The sequence below is a fragment of the Serratia sp. BNK-23 genome (genome assembly GCF_047456145.1).
In the GTDB taxonomy this organism is placed as follows: Bacteria; Pseudomonadota; Gammaproteobacteria; order Enterobacterales; family Enterobacteriaceae; genus Serratia; species Serratia nematodiphila.
In genome coordinates, this window is the sequence record NZ_CP179900.1 from 69,126 (window position 1) to 85,560 (window position 16,435).

A 16,435-nucleotide genomic window follows, 5' to 3' on the forward strand; every position below is an offset into this window, starting at 1 on the left:
AGGGCGGTTGGACCCGGCGGATGGCCGCGGATAACAACGCCTTGAGGGGGCAATCATGATCAGTACCGTCGCGCTGTTTTGGGCCTTATGTGTGGTGTGTGTGGTAAACATGGTGCGGTATTACTCTTCTCTGCGCGCGCTGCTGGTGGTATTGCGCGGCTGTGACCCGCTGCTGTACCAATACGTCGACGGCGGCGGCTTCTTCACCGCCCACGGCCAACCCAGCAAGCAGCTGAGGCTGGTGCGCTATATCTTTGCGCAGCGCTATGTCGAACACCACGATCCGGAGTTTATTCGCCGCTGTGAGCGGGTGCGCGGGCAGTTTATGCTGACCTCGGCCCTGTGCGGCCTGGTGGTCATCTGCCTGATAGCGATGATGATTTGGTATTAATGCCTTTCTGTTTCCCTTGATGCAGGCAAAAAAAAGGCGGCCCTGCGGCCGCCTTCCTCATGATGCTTATCGCTTAGATCAGCTTCAACGCAATCCAATACAGCGCACCGGAAAGCAGAATCGAGATTGGCAGGGTCAGTACCCAGGCCAACAGGATGTTCTTCACGGTTTTGCTCTGCACGCCGCCGCCGTCCACGATCATCGTCCCGGCAACCGCCGAAGAGAGGACGTGGGTGGTGGAGACCGGCATGCCGGTATAGCTCGCCACGCCGATCGACAGCGCCGCGGTCATCTGGGCCGATACGCCCTGGGCGTAGGTCATGCCTTTCTTGCCGATCTTCTCGCCGATGGTGGTGGCCACGCGTTTCCAGCCCACCATGGTACCGAGCGACAGCGCCAGCGCGACGGCGACGATGATCCACATCGGCGCGTACTCGACGGTCTGCAGCAGATCCTGACGCAGGTTCTTCAGGAAGCGCTGGTCGGCGGATGAGGTTTCCGGCAGCTTGGCGACTTTATCCGCCGTGTCGGTCACGCACATCAGCAGGCGGCGCAGGTGGCTGCGCTGGTCAACCGTCAGCTGATCGTAGCTTTGCAGGTTGGTCAGCATGCCCTGAGCCAGCTCGATCGCCGGCATGGCGCGCGAACTGTCACAGTGGAACTCGGCCGGTTTGCCAGACGCAGCTTCGTCATCCGGGCTTGGCACCAGCGGCGTCAGCGACACCGCATGCGACAGCGCGTCGCCGTGCTGCTGGTAATATTGCTGCAGGTGGGTCACGGCGTCACGCGTACGGGTGATGTCATAACCGGTTGCATTCATATTGACCACGAAGCCGGCCGGCGCAACGCCGATCAACACCAGCATGATAAGGCCGATGCCTTTCTGGCCGTCGTTGGCGCCGTGCGAGAAGCTGACGCCAATCGCCGACAGGATCAGCGCGATACGGGTCCAGAACGGCGGCTTGCGTTTGCCGTCGACCTTTTCACGTTCCGCAGGGGTCATGTGGATACGCTGGCGTTTCTTGGTGCCACTCCAATAGCGGCGCAAGGCGAACACCATCACTCCCGCCACCATCATGCCGACCAGCGGCGAGAACAGCAGAGAAAGGAAAATGCCAATCATTTTCGGGACGTTAAGCGCATCCACCACCGAAGTGTGGGTCATCAGGGCGTTGGTTAAACCGACACCGATGATTGCGCCTATCAGCGTATGGGAACTGGAGGCCGGCAGACCGAAATACCAGGTGCCGAGGTTCCAGATGATTGCCGCCAACAGCATGGAGAAGACCATGGCTAATCCGTGTGCTGAACTGACGTTCAACAACAGATCGGTAGGCAGCAAGTGGACGATGGCGTAAGCAACACTCAAACCGCCGAGCATTACGCCAAGAAAGTTGAACAAACCTGCCATCACGACCGCAAGTTGCGAGCGCATGGCGCGGGTATAAATAACTGTAGCGACCGCATTGGCCGTATCATGAAAACCGTTGATGGCTTCATAAAACAACACGAACAACAATGCGAGAATTAACATCAGGCCGGTATGGAAATCCAGGCCAGCGAACAAATGCAGCATAAGCGTTACGCCAGTTTGTGGACATGAACGCCGCGCATTATCAGTGACAACCGGGGCCGGGGAAAAGGAAAATATGACGTTTTTTTGATTTGGACATGACGAAACGATGACGCGCCTATAACAAAAATATTGAATATCAACGCGTTATTCTCCTCTGACCTCTGTAATATTTTCTTACTGTGGCGTTGGCGGCGCCGGGGCTTTACAATCTGCCGCCGTGAATTTGGCGGTGACCGGCGGCGAAACGGCGTAATATGGCGCTCTTTTGTCGCGATTGTGGTTTTGATAAGTGAGGCTCAGGTGGAACAGTTTGATGTCGTAGTGATTGGGGCGGGTGCCGCCGGCATGTTTTGCGCCGCGCAGGCGGGGCAACTCGGTTGCCGCGTGTTGCTGCTCGACAACGGCAAAAAACCGGGCCGCAAGATCCTGATGTCCGGCGGCGGGCGCTGCAACTTTACCAACATGTACGCCGAACCGGCGGCCTATCTGTCGAACAACCCGCACTTCTGCAAGTCGGCGCTGGCGCGCTACACCCAGTGGGACTTCATCGATCTGATCAACCGCTACGGCATCGCCTACCATGAAAAAACGCTGGGGCAGCTGTTCTGCGACGATTCGGCGCAGCAGGTGGTGGATCTGCTGGTCAAAGAGTGCGAGCTGGGCCAGGTGACGATGCGCCTGCGCAGCGAAGTGCTGGGCGTGGAGAAAACCGAGAACGGCTACCAGCTGGCGCTCAATGGCGAAAAAGTAAGTGCTCGCTCACTCGTGGTGGCCAGCGGCGGATTATCCATGCCGGGGTTGGGCGCCTCGCCGTTCGGTTACAAACTGGCGGAGCAGTTCGGCCTCAGGGTGCTGCCGACGCGCGCCGGGCTGGTGCCTTTTACCCTGCATAAGCCGCTGCTGGAGCATGTGCAGGCGCTGTCCGGCGTGTCGGTGCCGGCGGTGATCACCGCCGAGAACGGCGTCAGCTTCCGTGAAAGCATCCTGTTCACCCATCGCGGTCTCTCCGGCCCGGCGGTATTGCAGCTGTCCAGCTACTGGCAGCCGGGTGAGTATGTGAGCGTTAACTTACTTCCTGAGCTGGATCTGGCGGGCTTCCTGGATAACCAACGCCAAGAGCACCCGAACCAAAGCCTGAAAAACACCCTGGCGCTGCATTTGCCGAAGCGGCTGGTGGAGTGCTTGCAGACCCTGGGACAACTGCCGGAGGCGACGCTGAAGCAGCTGAATGCGCCGCAACAAGCGGCGCTGGTGGATCTGTTGCAGAACTGGCGCGTGCAGCCGAACGGCACCGAAGGCTACCGCACGGCGGAAGTGACGCTCGGCGGCGTCGACACCAACGAACTTTCCTCCAAGACGATGGAGGCCCACAAGGCGCCGGGGCTCTACTTCATCGGCGAAGTGGTGGACGTGACCGGGTGGCTGGGCGGTTACAACTTCCAGTGGGCCTGGAGTTCGGCCTGGGCCTGCGCCCAGGCGCTGGTGGCGCAGGGGCGTTAAAACCCGCTCAGCCTTGACACGTGCCGGGTCACATTGGCCCGGCCTTGAGCTGATTCATTAATTTCATTTTAGTGTTGCCGTCGAGAAAACTCGCCTCCAGCGCCTGTCGGTTGCTGCGGTTAAAATCGTCATCCTGCCAGCCGAAGGCGTCATGCAACAGCCGATACTCAGGATCGAAAATTTGGATGGGGACTTTATGTGCGCTCCTCTGTTCAGTTCGGCTGTTACGCCTTATCTAGTAACTATCGTCTTTAACCCGGCTCAAAAGACATGACAAAGCGTTGCTGGCAATAGCCATTCTCGCAGCTGTTTTATTTGATTAAATAGGAAGTTGCTCTTGAGATACGTCTTGGAGTACGGCTACACTGAAAGGAGCAATTTGGTTGCTACACTCTGTGAGAGTCTATTACCAGGGGAATAAATTTTTGGTTTTCTGTACTTTAGGAGAGCCACATTGCTGGGTGTTTTTTTATTTGAAATTTTATAGCCAAAGATATACTAAGGCCAATATTTAAAAGGAGAATGGATGTTCACTTTAGACGAAATAAAAGAAGCAATATTAAAAATTTCGGATGCTGAGATATTGAGTAATGATGAGGATGAGCGGGAGTCTCGGGTTAGATTTAAAAAAAATGGGGACATTTTTATTATTACAACTTTGGCTAAGGATATGGCATCCAATACAATATTAAAGTTATCTAGATTAGTTAAGTTACCAAAAAATTGTAATGTAAAAAAAGAAGATGCCGAGCTGATATGCTCAATGGTAAATATTTTAAATAACACACCATGTAAAGTTGTTTATATTTATAATGAAAAAAATGGAGTGCTAGATAACAGGTTTTATATAACCAATATATATACTGATAAATTAGACCAGTTCGAAAAAATGGGTTCTAAAGATGTTGTAGCTGCAAACCTAGTTGTTCTGATTCTTGGGATGATACTTGAGGTAATGATAACAACGCAAAATATTATAACCGAGTCTGAAAAGACAGGGAAGGCAAACCAGTCTGAAGGTGATGCCAATGGAAAGTAAAAATGACGCACCGAAAATAATCATACAACTATCTCTTGGTGCATTAGTTTATTATCTTTTTACTTTCAAGTATAAAGATATTCTAATTGAGACCCTATCCTTACAAGTTTATTACCAATTGCTTGTCTTGGTGGTAATAACAAATAGTTATTTTGCAAAATGGATAGACTCTTTTCGTTCATTTTTATGCCATGAATGGATGATGAGATTCTCTAAGAAGTATAAAGCGAAACATTATAAATCAAAAGCGAAGAGTCTCGTTGAAAAAAGTAAGATGACCCAGTTATCTGAGGTTGCTCAGAAAATGATAGACGAAATTTCTGATACTGACCTTGAACTAGAAAATGAAATATCAGACATACATAAAGAAATAAACAAGTTCAAAGAAAAAACATGAGTTTTAATATATTAGAGCTAATTATTAATTATCGGTGTTTTTTAAAATAATATCCGTCTCACACTTCAGCTCTGCAGCATCGTCGGAAGCGGTATCGGTATCTATCAAAATATGTCGCATGGCCATCTCCTCGGGTGGGCTATGCGGAGAAAGTACCCAGACGACCTAAGGCAAAAAAGGTCAGATGTCCTTTTTCGTTCTGAAGCGCGTCGGCTATGCTGAACGCAGTCGAAAGCGAGGATGTAAGACGTTTAAGGATGAGCCCTGGGAGTGAATCGCCTTGAAAACGGTCGGTGACAGCAAGCTAAAAGAAGCTTTTATCGACGCTCACGATCTGCGAACGGCGCTTTCGCCCACGCTGCTCGCCGCACTGCGCCTGGTCAGCGTCGAAGCCGGCGAATACCTGGTGACGCAAAGCGATCGTTTGACCCACCTGTTTTTTCTCGTGCAGGGAAAATTGCAGGTTGAGAATTTTGATGTGAATGGCGCGCACATTGTCTTTTCCTTCGAAACGGATTTCTCGGTGATTGGCGATCTGGAGCTGTTCTCCCAGGCGCAGCGCACGCTGTTCAGCACCGTGCAGGCGGTGACCGACGCGCTGCTCCTCGCGGCACCGATAGAGGCCATCAACAATCACGCCCTGAGCGACCCGGCGTTCCTCACCTTTATCTGCCGGCAATTGAGCAATAAGCTGCTGAATGCCTCTTTGCTGCATGCGAACGGCGTTTTTACGGCGGAGTATAAACTGCGAAAATTTTTATTATTCAAGATAAAGAACGAAGGGGAATTGATTGAGCTGGAAAACCGGGAGGCGCTGGCGGCGAGATTGGGCATCTCCGTCAGACAGCTGAGCCGCGCGCTGGCGCAGCTCGCGGCGGACGGCATCATTCAATTTAAAAACAAATCACTGCGGGTGACGGATCGCCAACGGCTGTCCGACATCAACGGGAGCGCCAGGATCTAGCCGATCGCCGGCCCCTTCAATTCCACGCGATTGCCGTCCGGATCGCTGAAATAAATGGACGGGCCGTCGCCTTCAGCGCCATAGCGCGATTCGGCGGGATCAACGCCGATCCCCTGCGATCGCAGATAGGCCAACAGCTCGTCCTCGTTGAAAGGATCGATGCGCAGGCAGATGTGATCGACATTTTGCCGGTGAGGATCGGGCGCCGTGCCGCCTTTTTTCCCCAACACGCCGTTAATATCCACCAGATCGATCATGGCCGCTCCGGCGCGCAGGTGCATCAGCCCCAAATCCGGCCGCTGTTTGGCGATATCACAGCCGACGATCCGGGTATAAAAATGCAGGCTTTTCTGCATATCGCGCACGCGCAGCACCACATGGTCGATAGTCTTCAGGCTGAAAGGGCGCACGGCCATCTCCTCAAACGGAAGTCTCCTTTACAGCATAAACGGCGCTGGCGGATTTATCCTGCTCCAGAGCTAAAGCAAAAAAATGGCCGATGGTTTTCACCATCGGCCGTAAGCGTGAGGAGTGTTCACGCATTAACGCGGGAAGTTGCCGCTCAGCGCATCCAGGCCATCCTGGTAGATGCCATGGAACAGGGCGACGGCTTCGTCGTCGCTGATATTGACCGGCGTGAAGCTGCCCGACCATTCCACGCGCGCCACGTTGGCGTCGTCGGTGGCGTGTACCGACAGGGTGGACAGGTAATTCACCACCGGGAACGGCGCCTGCATGATGGAGTAGCTGTAGCTGCGTTGACGGTTGTCGAACGCTTCCAGCCGCTCGATAACGGTACCGCCGTCAGAGGTCGTCAAAGTGCGCACGCGGCCGCCTTCAGAAACGACGCTTTTCGGAATGAACGGCAGCCAGTCAGGCAGGGCGTCGAAGCCGCCGATCAGTTGCCATACGGTGTCGGCGGATGCCGGGATGTTCATAGATACGGATGTAGTAGCCATTTTCTTTCTCTCTTGATATCGGTTTAGGGTACGGAATTACATTGCCAGGGTGTCGACGACGCCGCCGTCGACGCGCAGCGCCGCGCCGGTAGTGGCCGAAGACAGCGGAGACGCAAGGTAAACGGCCAGGTTGGCCACTTCATCGACGTCCGCCGCGCGTTGAATGATGGAGCTTGGGCGTTCGGTTTTAACGAACTCGTCGGCCTGATCGCGCGCGCTGCGCCCGGATTTGGCCGCCGCTTCCGCCAGCATCTCCTGCAGGCCTTCGGTAAAGGTTGGCCCTGGCAGGATGGCGTTGACCGTCACGCCGGTGCCGGCGAGGCGTTTCGCCAGGCCGTGAGATACCGCCAGGTTGGCGCTTTTGGTCACGCCGTAGTTGATCATATCCGCCGGGATGGCGACGCCGGATTCGGACGACACGAAAATAATGCGTCCCCAGCCCTGTTCGGTCATGCTCTGCGCGTAGTGGCGCGCCAGACGCACGCCCGAGAGGACGTTGACGTTATAGAAGTGCATCCACTCGCTGTCGGGCACGGTAAAGAAGTCTTTATCGTTGAAAATACCGAGGTTGTTGACCAGCACGTCGGCTTTAGGCTCCGCGGCGAACAGGGTTGCAGCCCCTTGTTCGGTGCCGAGATCGGCGACCACGCCGCGTACCTGCGCGCCGGGCACGTTGGCGCTGATGTCGGCGATGGCGTTATCGACCCCGGCTTTCTGACGGCCGACGATCACCACGGTGGCGCCCGTTTTGGCAAGCCCGCGCGCGATGCCGAGACCGATGCCGGAGGTGGAGCCGCTGACGACGGCGACTTTGCCTGAAAGATCCAGTTTCATCATGTATATCACTCTGTCATGTGGGTAATGGGGCCGGGGTGCGGCCCCATAAAACTTAACGAATCGGCAGCGGCGCGTTGTCGGCCACCAGTTTCTGACGGCGCATCTCCGCCCAGAACTCAGCCGGGATCACTGCATCCAGCGCAGCCAGATCTTCGGCCATGCGGCCAGGACGGCTCGAACCGGGGATCACGGCGGCGACGGCCGGGTTAGCCAGCGCGAATTGCAGCGCAGCGGCTTTGACGTCTACCTGGAAGCGAGCGGCGATCTCTTTGATTTTCGCGACTTGCTGGCGAATAGCCGGGGACGCTTTCTGATATTCGAAATGTTCGCCGCCGGCCAGCACACCGGAGCTGTATGGGCCGCCGACGACGATATCGACATTCTGTTCCAGCGCTTCCGGCATCAGGCGTTGCAGGGCGCGTTCGTGATCCAGCAGGCTGTAGCGGCCGGCCAGCAGGAAGGCATCCGGTTTCGGCTCATCAAGCGCCAGCGTCAGTTCGCAAGGCTCGACGCGGTTGACCCCGAGGCCCCAGGCTTTGATCACGCCTTCGTCACGCAGGCGGGACAGTGCGCGGAAGGCGCCGGTACGGGCGATATTGAACTGTTCCAGCCAGCTGTCGCCGTAGAAATCCTGAGCGACGTCGTGGATCCAGACGATATCCAGACGGTCGGTTTTAAGACGCTTCAGGCTGTGTTCAATGGAGCGAAGCGTGCCGTCTTCCGAGTAGTCGTTCAGGATCTTGTTTTTCAAACCGTGTTCGAACAGGCCGCCTTTCTCACCCAGATCGCGGGCGGCGGGATCTTCCATTTCGTCCAGCATGATGCGGCCCACTTTGGTGCTCAGCACGAACTCATCGCGTGGGTACTGAGAGAGCGCTTCGCCCATGCGAATTTCCGACAGGCCGGAACCGTAAAGCGGTGCGGTGTCGAAGTAGCGGATGCCCAAGTCCCAGGCGCTGGTTACGGTAGCCAGCGCTTCTTCTTCTGGAATGGCGCGGAACATATTGCCGAGCGGCGCGCCGCCCAAACCGATCTTGCCGGGTAAAATATTTTTGATGCTCATGGTGAATCCTCAATTCGTTATCTTTTCAGGGAAACTAGTGGGGCTCATACAGCGTCTGCCCCGTCACGAGGCTAAAGATAACTTGGCAAGTTGTGACTTGATAGGACATAATTTGTCTAAGTTAAGTCCTTTGAGGTCTCACATGATCGATTTACGTCAGTTGAAATACTTTGTGGCGGTGGCGGAAGAAGAGCACGTCGGCCGCGCCGCCGAACGGCTGCACATTTCCCAGTCACCGCTGAGCCGGCAGATTTCCCAGCTTGAGGAGCGCCTCGGATTGATGCTGTTCGAACGCAATCAGCAGCGCATCCGCCTGACCGCCGACGGCCAGACGTTTCTGGCAGAAACCCGCGCGCTGTTGACGCACGCCACCCGGCTCGAGTCGCTTGGGCGCCGTCTGGGGCGCGGGGAAGACGGCGGGCTGTGCATTGGCTATATCGAAAATGCGATGCACTCCGGCGTCTTGTCGAACGCCTTGCGGTCGCTGCGGGTGTCCCGGCCGGATGTGCACATCGTGCTTTACAGCCAGCCTTCTTCCATGCAGCTGGAAGGGCTGCGGCAGCGTAGCCTGGACGTGGCGCTGGTCAATACGGCGCCGGATCGCGACGATCAGGATTTGGACTATACGCAGGTGTTGGACGATCGCATGTTGCTGGCCCTGCCGCAGACGCATCCGCTGGCGGACAGGGAAACGCTGCAGCCGGCGGATCTCACCGATCAGGCCTGGATCTCGGTGATCCACAAAGAGGATGCCCATTCGCGCGACGACTTCGTGGCGGCCTGCGTGAAGGCCGGGTTCGATCCGGATATTCGGCTGGAGGCGGGCGAGCCGCTGACTGCGTTGGGGCTGGTCGCCGCCGGGTTGGGGATGACGTTGATCCAGCACAGCCTGCGGCATAACGCGCCGCAAGGTGTAGTGTTGCGCGAGCTGCCCTGGATGCAATACACCACGCAGCTGTGGGCCGTGTGGCACAAGGCCAACCTGCGCCCGCTGGTCACCCATTTCCGCGAAGTGATGTCGGCCGGGCCGGCCTGCCACTGACTGCGCGGCGGCGTCCGGCCCGGATGGCGCCCGCTACGGCGCAGCGCGCAGGGCGGCGACGATCGCCGCCAGGTCGGCGCGTTGCTCGTCTGCCAGCGCCGGCTGCGCCTGCGCGGCATTTTCCGCCAGCAGGGTCTGCAGGCCGATCAGCCAGTCATAGATATAAAATGCGGTACTTTTGGTTGGCGTCGGCGCCAGCCGAGTGAGCCGCTGCTGGCCGCTCCAGTCCACCGCCGGCTGCGGCGGCGGGGTAAAGATCGGTTGGCCGGGATTGACGCGGCTCTCGGGGCGCGTTGCCGCATCGCGCCGCTGGAAGCCGAGCCAGGCGACGAAGTCGCCCAACAGCGCCAACGCCTGGCTGATCTGCCGATCTTCCCCCTGTTCCGGCAGGCCGCCGGCGCACAGCGCGCGCTCCAGCTCATCATCGAGCCGCTGGCGGCAGGCGGCGCCGATCAACGCATCAACCAGCAGTTCGAGATGCGGTTTGTCGACGCCGAGCAGATCCAGCAACCGGCGGCTGTCCGGCAGGCTGCGCAGATGGTTGATCCAATCCGCGAATATCCGCGCGGCAAAGGGTGACGTGGGGGGCTCGCCGGGCGCCGGGGTTTCCGGTGCGCCGAACAGATCGATGTCGAGCCCGAACGGCGCAGGCGTCGCCGGGGTCGGCGCGGCGTGCTGCTGTTGCTGGTAAAGCTGGCGCAGCGTATCGCGCTGGGGCAACAATCGTTCCAGCAGTTCGCCGTGGCGGCCGGCCTGCGCCTGCAGCGCGCGCAGCAGCTGTTGGGCGCGTTGCTGGGTCGCGTATGGATCGGCGGCGGTGAGCCAGTTGCCGAGCAGGCTTTCCGTCAGCTCGCGCTGCAACTCTTCGCGCAGCTCGAGCAGGCGCGCTTGCTTGTGGGCCGGGCGCGCCTGTGCGGCCAGGTAGTTCACCATGCGGCGGCAATCCTGCTCATCCAGCGCCAGCAGTGTGGCCCAGCTGTCACCGGGTTCGCCGACCTGGCGCTGAACGGCGTCGTCAGGGCGCGGCTTGCCTTCCTGGCGTGGGTCGAACGGCGTGATCGCCCAGATTAAACCGGGTTTGCGGCGCTGGCGCAGCGCCGGGGTTTCCCCCTGGGTGTGGTCGACCCAACCGGCGAGCGCCTGGCCGATGCGCGCGGCGTCCTGCGGCGTGGCGGCGGCATCGGCTACCAGCAGCAGGTTGGCGTGCAGGCCGTCCGCGCAGCGGGCCAGCAAATGGGCGCGTTTCGCCTGTTGCAGCCGCTGCGTCGGTTCCGCCTGCGGGCGGGCGCAGCTGCCGGGCAGGTCGATCAGCGCCACGTCGGCGGGCAGGCCCGCCTGCGCGGTTTGCGGCAGAACGGTGGTGACTTCGGCGGTCAACCAGACCAGATCGCTCAGCGCGATCTCCCGTTCACCGCCGTGTTCGGCCATCACGACGATTGCCGTGTTTTCCGGTGCGGCGCTCGCGGTCAGCAGCGTCAAGGCGCGGCGCGGGGCATGAACCTGCCGGCTGTCACCGAGGGCATGCAGCGTGTGTGCCAGCTGGCGATAATGCGTCGTCAGCGTCGGTTCCTCTCCCCACAGCGGCGCAAACAGGCGCGCGCGATCGTCGATGCTAAGCTGCGGCGCCAGCGCCACGGCCTGCGGCCAGAAATGCCTGTCCAGCGTCTGTTGCCCCTTGTCGCCGTGGCGGCGTTGGCTATCCCACAGCGCCAGCACATCGCCGTCGCTGAGGGCGTCGGGGGCGATGGCTTGGCGGTGGCGCGCCAACGTTTGCAGATGGCCGGCGATCGCGCGGGCGTCCCAGTCCAGCCGGAAGCCGCCCATCGCGGCGGCATCGAGCGTGATGGCCAGCCACTGCGCTTCATTGAGCAGGGCGAGGGCGATCGGATACTCGGCGGGCCCCGCCTCGGCCGCCGTGCAGTAGCGCACCGCGAGCGAAAGGTCCGCGTTGAAGCGCTTTGCGCCAGGCGCCAGCGCCGCCAGCAGATGGGCCTTGGCGGCGGCGTTGTGGCCATACAAACCGATGGCGACCTGCGCAGGGCATGTGTTTTCCAACCGTGCGGCGCGGTTATGGCAACGGCGCAGACGCTGTATCAGGCGATCGGCCTCCCGCTCCAGGCGAGGGGATTGGCGGCGCGCGGCGTCCACCCAGTCGATCGCCTGCAATATGCCGGCGCTGAGCGCGTTATTCGGGGCCGCTGGGGCGAAGGTTTGTGTGTTCATCGTGGGTAAATGCTCCCGCTGTCTATCCAGTAGTGGGTCGCACCGGAGGCGCTGGCAGCCAGGGTATTGAGTTTCAGTTGCAGGTGGTGCGCCGGGACGGGGCTGCCGTCGGCCAGCAGCGCATGCGCGATCTTGACGCTCTCGGCGCCCTGCTCGGCGCTGGCGGTGATGGCCAGCCGCAGGCTGATCACCGCGTCGCCGGCCAGCTTGCGCGCCAGCTGGGCGTCATTGATGGTCAGCGTATAGAGCGGCGAGGCCGGCCAGCGTTCGTTGTCCAATTGGCGGAACCCCAGACGCAGCGGGCCGCGCAGCTGGAAGCTGCCGGCGGGATCGAGCGCGAAATCGGCGCGATCCAGATCGATGTCGCGGTAATAGACGTTATCGTCCGCCAGCATGTTGTTGCCGTCCAGCATGCCCAGATAGCGAATGGTGGAGTAGGGCTGGAAATCGCCGACGTTGAAGTAAAAGCTCTCCAGCCGCAGATCGATCGCCAGCAGGCACAGCATGGCGCCCACCGCTGCGGTGGATTTCGGGTTGTCGATGCGGCCGCGTTTGTTGAACGGGTACCAGCTGCGGGTGTGATACCCCTCGAGCGGCAGAATGCGGCTGGCGGGCAGCGGCTGCAGATGGCGCAGCAGCGCCTGCACGCCGGGGAAGCGCGCCGGGCGGCCGGTCAGCAGCAGTACGTCGCAGGTATACAGAGCCACCACTTCGGCCAGCAGGCGCAGACAGCGGCCGATGCCGATGCGATCGGACAAGAAAGCGGCGTGCAGATCGGCCAGGCGGATCACCAGCGGGGTGTGCAGGATATCGAAGGCGTTGCTGTCGGCTTCGCGCTGCACTTCGCCGTTGATAAACGCCAGCACCTGCGGCGTCGGCGGCTGCGGCAGCAGATCGCCCAGGCTGGCGGCGATTTCCGCCCGGTTGTCCAGCGGGTCGTATTCTTCATAGGCGCCGAGCAGCGCGCGTCCGGCGGGCATGAAGATCTGCAGCGCGGCCTGCTGACGCAGGGTGGAAAGCCCGTCCATGCGCCCTTCGTTGCCGAACAGTTTGTCCATCAGCGCCGCGGCGGCGCTCACGCCGGCGGCCTCGAACGCCTGTTGCACGGCGGGCAGGACAAACTGCTGGATGATGTCCAGCAGGATGTCGTCGCCGGCGACTTTAAAGCCCTCGCGGAACAGCAGGCGCGGGTTGATTTTAATGTTGTTGCCTACGCCGTCATCGAGCGAGTAGTGCGTGATCGCCAGATCGGTGGTGCCGCCGCCGATGTCGATGGAGGCGATGCGCAGCGTCTTGCCGGGCTGTTCACCCGGCGCCAGCGGCCGATCGGGCCGAGCCATGGCGGCGAAGAAGGCATCGGTGCGGCCGGCGAAGTTCACCTGGGTTTCGTTGTACAGATAGACCATCTGACCGCAGGTGGCCTCGTCCCACTCCATCTGCACCAGCGGCGCCGGGAAGCGGGCGTGCGCGCCGTCGAACGGCGCATCCTGCGGGTGCCAGCCGAGGGCCTTCCACACCAGCCCGATCGCCTCCTGCATGCGGCGGCGGAAAATCTCGCGCTCCGGTTTCGGCATCGCCGAAGGCAGCGTCAGAATGATGGCGCGCAAACGGCGCGGCGCGGCGGCGTTCGGCATGCGGCTGCGCTGGGCGATGCTGTTGATCTGCATCAGCGCCTGCGCCAGCAGCTCGCTCAGCATCAGCGTCATCACCGCGCTGCGGCTGTAATGGGCGGTGAACACCGGCAGCCGTTGCGCCGTCGGCAGGGCGGACAGCGGCACGCCTTCGTCGTTGATCAGGGTGGTCAACGGCGCGGCGGCGGCCATCGGCTCGTGCCGCTCGTTGAAGCGCCAGCCGGGCGCATAGCGCTCCTCGTCCCACAGGTAGCGGCGCGGGCTGGAAATGCCGGTGGTGCCTTCATGGCCCGTTCGCCGCTGCGCCAGCTGCGCGGCTTCGCGGCCGACGCGGGTGATGGACGGCCACTGGAAGGCGTCGTCGCGCCCGCTCTGGAACGACAGATGCGGCTTGCCGAAGCTGGCCTGAGAAAACTCCACCCGGCTCTCGAACAGCTCGTTGTAGACGCGGTGCGGTTCAGACAGCGAACGCAGCTGCAGCTCGTAGGTTTGCTTCAGGCCGTTGCTCTCTTCCGGGTGGTCTTCGACCAGCACGCCGCAGGTGTGCGAGTTGCCGACGTCCAGCACCAGATCGACGTCGATCGCCGGTTGCTGCAGCGTTGCCGCCACCATCTTTATCTGCGGCACCGCCAGCTGGTGGCCGAGCATGTGCAGCAGGTTGAGGTAGTGCGCCTGATACTCGAAGGTTTTCAGCCCGGCGTTGATCTCCGCCTCGGCGCGCTGTTCCCGCTCGGCGGCGCGCTGGCTGAACGCCTCGCGCAGCCAGCCGTCCACCCAGGTCAGATCGAGAAATTCGCCCAGCTCGTGGTTGCGGTGCGCCAGCGCGAAGCTCAGATCGGCGCCGAGATCGCTTTCGCCCGGCGCCAGCGCCTCCTGGCCGGGCGCGGCGGCGCGAGTGTCGAAGGCCAGCACCACGCGCAGCAGGTTGCCGTCCTGATCCGGTTCATCCAGCTGCACCACCTGCAGGCGCGCCCAGTTGTCCGGGCCCGACAAAAACAGGCCCGCCGGGGTGTGGCGCAAGAAGGGCAGCGGCAGCCAGAGCTTATCCAGCAGGCGCAGCGACTGCTGCAGCGGGTAGCTGAACTCCGGCCGCACCACTTCGGCGGCCTGGTCGCCCACGGCCGGCAACTGGTATTTGCCGCTCTCGGCCTCCCATTGCAGGCGCAGCAGCGGGCCGCTGGCGGTCTTGCGCACGAATTTGCCGGGAAACTCGGCGTCCAGCCGCGGGGTCAGGGCAAAGTCCAGAAACTGAATGCCGCTGTCCTGGATCAGCGTAATGCCGTGTTTGTAGTCCGTAAGGGGTGCCAGCATCATTTACTCTCGCGCTTGAACGTCATGGGATAGGTGGTGTCCGCATCGTAGCGGCCGGTGCACTCTGCCGCGCCGGTTTCGCCCTGGCGGCAGACGATCTCCGGGATCTGGTAGCGGCTGCCGTCGCTGCAGCGCGCCTTGGTGCGGCTGTTGATCACCAGATTGCCGGACTGCATCAGCCCGGCTTCGACCGCCACCCGGCAGCTGACGCCGTCGCCGTAGGCGATGACGGCGCTGCCCTTGCCACCGTTCAGACGGTATTGCAGACCGGGGCGCTTGCCGGTAATCGGATCTTTCAGCGCCACCGTGGCGCGCCATTTGCCGTTAAGGAAACGGGTGGAGCCGGCCTTCACCGCCTCGGGCGGCAGCACCAGCGCATTTTTGTCCGCCGGCTGCGGGATGACCGGGGCTGGGGGCGGCGGCATCAGCGTGGCGTGCGCCAGCGGCAAGCGCAGCTTAGGCAACGGCGCGGCGGTTTTTTCCGGCGGCGCCGGATGGCGCACCTCAGCCGGCATCGCCGGTTGCGGCGACGGTGAGCGGTGCAGCCAGGCGGCCAGCGCCGCGCTGCCTAGCAGCAGTACCGGCAACAGCCACAGCGCGTGGCGCCGATGTGGGCGAACAACGGTGGGGGATTCGACGGGCGCCGCCGGAGCGGGCACCGGTTCAGGCTCGGCGGCCGGGGCCGGCTTTACCGGTTCGACAACGGCCGGTTTGCGCGGAGCGGCAGCGATCGGCGCCGGTTTTTCCACTTCCGATTCGATCGGACGCAGGCAGGCCAACGGATCGTCCGGGCTCTGCGCCTGCGGCTTGATAAAGCCCCAGAAGGTCAGCACCGGCCGATCGTCCACCAGGTAAACGTGGTTGGGGTCGGGTATGTGCATCGCTTTGGCCAGCAGCGCGCCGAACAGGCGATGGCTGGGGTGATCGGTCGCCAGGGCCTGTTCCGTCAGGCTGCGGAAGGTCGCCAGGCAGTGTTCCAGGTGCCGTACCGCCTGCGCGCGCTGGGCATCGCTCGCCGCCAGCCAGGAGGTGACTTTGCCGGGGAAGGGCGCATACCAGTCGATGCGGGTGCCGCTTTCGTTCGGCTGGGGGATCGCCAGACAGTCGGCGGCCTGCTGCTGCCGGCGAAGGCGCAGGGTTTCCCGCAACTGCTGCGCGCAGGCGTAGACCGGTTGCCCGTTCTCGCCTAAAGCCAGCACGTCATCCAAACTGCCACTGCGTAAGAAGGGTTTCACCACGGCGCCGCACCTTGTCCTGTTCTACAAAAACGCATAAAAGTCCATGATACCCCGCAGGCAGGGCCGCCAAACGGCCAAGGACAGCCCGAAAAACGCCCTTCTTTGGCGTTAGCGGCGCGCTTTGCTAACCGGCACAGTGAAAATTTCACTATCTGGACCTGTCTGTGAACCGCTTTATCTGAAAAATAGAACGCAGCCCCGGCAAACGACGCCGGGGAACGATGTTCTCTTTCACTATGACATCGCCTCGCGGGTTGCCGATTT

14 protein-coding genes are annotated in these 16,435 nt (G+C 60.7%); 6 read left to right on the plus strand and 8 right to left on the minus strand.

The window, feature by feature from the left end; all coding sequences use genetic code 11:
• Positions 1-55 precede the first annotated feature (55 nt).
• Positions 56-391 (plus strand): universal stress protein UspB, encoded by a 336-nt coding sequence (uspB, locus tag ACMGF9_RS00300; protein WP_004930978.1) that lies wholly within the window; start codon positions 56-58, stop codon positions 389-391.
• A gap of 73 nt (positions 392-464) precedes the next feature.
• Here the strand turns inward: uspB and pitA are convergent, their stop codons facing one another.
• On the minus strand, positions 465-1,967 hold the full coding sequence (gene pitA / locus ACMGF9_RS00305; RefSeq protein WP_015379362.1) for an inorganic phosphate transporter PitA: 1,503 nt from the start codon (positions 1,965-1,967) through the stop codon (positions 465-467).
• Positions 1,968-2,267: 300 nt separating this feature from the next.
• On the opposite strand from pitA, the gene ACMGF9_RS00310 reads away from it, so the two are divergent.
• From ACMGF9_RS00310 to ACMGF9_RS00325, 4 genes are all read left to right on the plus strand, one after another.
• The gene (locus tag ACMGF9_RS00310; protein WP_118892647.1) at positions 2,268-3,467 is read left to right on the plus strand and encodes an NAD(P)/FAD-dependent oxidoreductase; all 1,200 of its coding nucleotides are present in this window, start codon (positions 2,268-2,270) and stop codon (positions 3,465-3,467) included.
• A gap of 526 nt (positions 3,468-3,993) precedes the next feature.
• Positions 3,994-4,506, plus strand: coding sequence for a hypothetical protein (locus ACMGF9_RS00315; RefSeq protein ID WP_118892648.1), 513 nt, complete (start codon positions 3,994-3,996; stop codon positions 4,504-4,506).
• Positions 4,496-4,903: a hypothetical protein gene (locus ACMGF9_RS00320; RefSeq protein WP_118892649.1), complete on the plus strand. Its 408-nt coding sequence runs from the start codon at positions 4,496-4,498 to the stop codon at positions 4,901-4,903. Before ACMGF9_RS00315 ends, ACMGF9_RS00320 begins: the two co-directional genes overlap by 11 nt.
• Positions 4,904-5,183: 280 nt before the next feature.
• A complete protein-coding gene (locus tag ACMGF9_RS00325) occupies positions 5,184-5,867 on the plus strand; it encodes a Crp/Fnr family transcriptional regulator (RefSeq protein ID WP_021505201.1) in 684 nt (227 codons plus the stop codon).
• On the opposite strand, the gene ACMGF9_RS00330 is transcribed toward ACMGF9_RS00325, so the two are convergent.
• The 4 genes from ACMGF9_RS00330 to ACMGF9_RS00345 form a co-directional block, all read right to left on the minus strand.
• Positions 5,864-6,283, minus strand: a complete 420-nt coding sequence (locus ACMGF9_RS00330) for a VOC family protein (RefSeq protein ID WP_004930960.1) — start codon at positions 6,281-6,283, stop codon at positions 5,864-5,866. The genes ACMGF9_RS00325 and ACMGF9_RS00330 overlap by 4 nt on opposite strands.
• 126 nt (positions 6,284-6,409) lie before the next feature.
• Positions 6,410-6,826 (minus strand): SRPBCC family protein, encoded by a 417-nt coding sequence (locus ACMGF9_RS00335; protein ID WP_031300306.1) that lies wholly within the window; start codon positions 6,824-6,826, stop codon positions 6,410-6,412.
• A gap of 36 nt (positions 6,827-6,862) precedes the next feature.
• The gene (locus tag ACMGF9_RS00340) at positions 6,863-7,660 is read right to left on the minus strand and encodes an SDR family NAD(P)-dependent oxidoreductase (protein ID WP_004930955.1); all 798 of its coding nucleotides are present in this window, start codon (positions 7,658-7,660) and stop codon (positions 6,863-6,865) included.
• Between the two features lie 55 nt (positions 7,661-7,715).
• Positions 7,716-8,726, minus strand: coding sequence for an aldo/keto reductase (locus tag ACMGF9_RS00345; protein WP_015379355.1), 1,011 nt, complete (start codon positions 8,724-8,726; stop codon positions 7,716-7,718).
• 142 nt (positions 8,727-8,868) lie between these two features.
• On the opposite strand from ACMGF9_RS00345, the gene ACMGF9_RS00350 reads away from it, so the two are divergent.
• Entirely contained in the window at positions 8,869-9,768 is a 900-nt protein-coding gene (locus ACMGF9_RS00350; RefSeq protein WP_015379354.1) for a LysR substrate-binding domain-containing protein, read from the plus strand.
• Positions 9,769-9,801: 33 nt separating this feature from the next.
• On the opposite strand, the gene ACMGF9_RS00355 is transcribed toward ACMGF9_RS00350, so the two are convergent.
• From ACMGF9_RS00355 to ACMGF9_RS00365, 3 genes are read right to left on the minus strand one after another with little or no spacing between them, the layout of a single operon-like run.
• Positions 9,802-11,991, minus strand: a complete 2,190-nt coding sequence (locus ACMGF9_RS00355) for a virulence factor SrfC family protein (protein ID WP_118892650.1) — start codon at positions 11,989-11,991, stop codon at positions 9,802-9,804.
• Complete coding sequence (locus ACMGF9_RS00360) at positions 11,988-14,933, minus strand: virulence factor SrfB (protein WP_162895254.1); 2,946 nt, start codon at positions 14,931-14,933, stop codon at positions 11,988-11,990. Before ACMGF9_RS00360 ends, ACMGF9_RS00355 begins: the two co-directional genes overlap by 4 nt.
• Complete coding sequence (locus tag ACMGF9_RS00365; protein ID WP_118892652.1) at positions 14,933-16,171, minus strand: SrfA family protein; 1,239 nt, start codon at positions 16,169-16,171, stop codon at positions 14,933-14,935. Before ACMGF9_RS00365 ends, ACMGF9_RS00360 begins: the two co-directional genes overlap by 1 nt.
• Between the last annotated feature and the right edge of the window lie 264 nt (positions 16,172-16,435).

Coding starts and splice junctions, on each gene's coding strand:
- pitA (WP_015379362.1), bottom strand. CDS start 1,967: ATGCTGCATTTGTTCGCTGGCCTGGATTTCCATACCGGCCTGATGTTA.
- ACMGF9_RS00320 (WP_118892649.1), top strand. CDS start 4,496: ATGGAAAGTAAAAATGACGCACCGAAAATAATCATACAACTATCTCTT.
- ACMGF9_RS00340 (WP_004930955.1), bottom strand. CDS start 7,660: ATGAAACTGGATCTTTCAGGCAAAGTCGCCGTCGTCAGCGGCTCCACC.
- uspB (WP_004930978.1), top strand. CDS start 56: ATGATCAGTACCGTCGCGCTGTTTTGGGCCTTATGTGTGGTGTGTGTG.
- ACMGF9_RS00355 (WP_118892650.1), bottom strand. CDS start 11,991: ATGAACACACAAACCTTCGCCCCAGCGGCCCCGAATAACGCGCTCAGC.
- ACMGF9_RS00335 (WP_031300306.1), bottom strand. CDS start 6,826: ATGGCTACTACATCCGTATCTATGAACATCCCGGCATCCGCCGACACC.
- ACMGF9_RS00330 (WP_004930960.1), bottom strand. CDS start 6,283: ATGGCCGTGCGCCCTTTCAGCCTGAAGACTATCGACCATGTGGTGCTG.
- ACMGF9_RS00345 (WP_015379355.1), bottom strand. CDS start 8,726: ATGAGCATCAAAAATATTTTACCCGGCAAGATCGGTTTGGGCGGCGCG.
- ACMGF9_RS00350 (WP_015379354.1), top strand. CDS start 8,869: ATGATCGATTTACGTCAGTTGAAATACTTTGTGGCGGTGGCGGAAGAA.
- ACMGF9_RS00315 (WP_118892648.1), top strand. CDS start 3,994: ATGTTCACTTTAGACGAAATAAAAGAAGCAATATTAAAAATTTCGGAT.
- ACMGF9_RS00360 (WP_162895254.1), bottom strand. CDS start 14,933: ATGCTGGCACCCCTTACGGACTACAAACACGGCATTACGCTGATCCAG.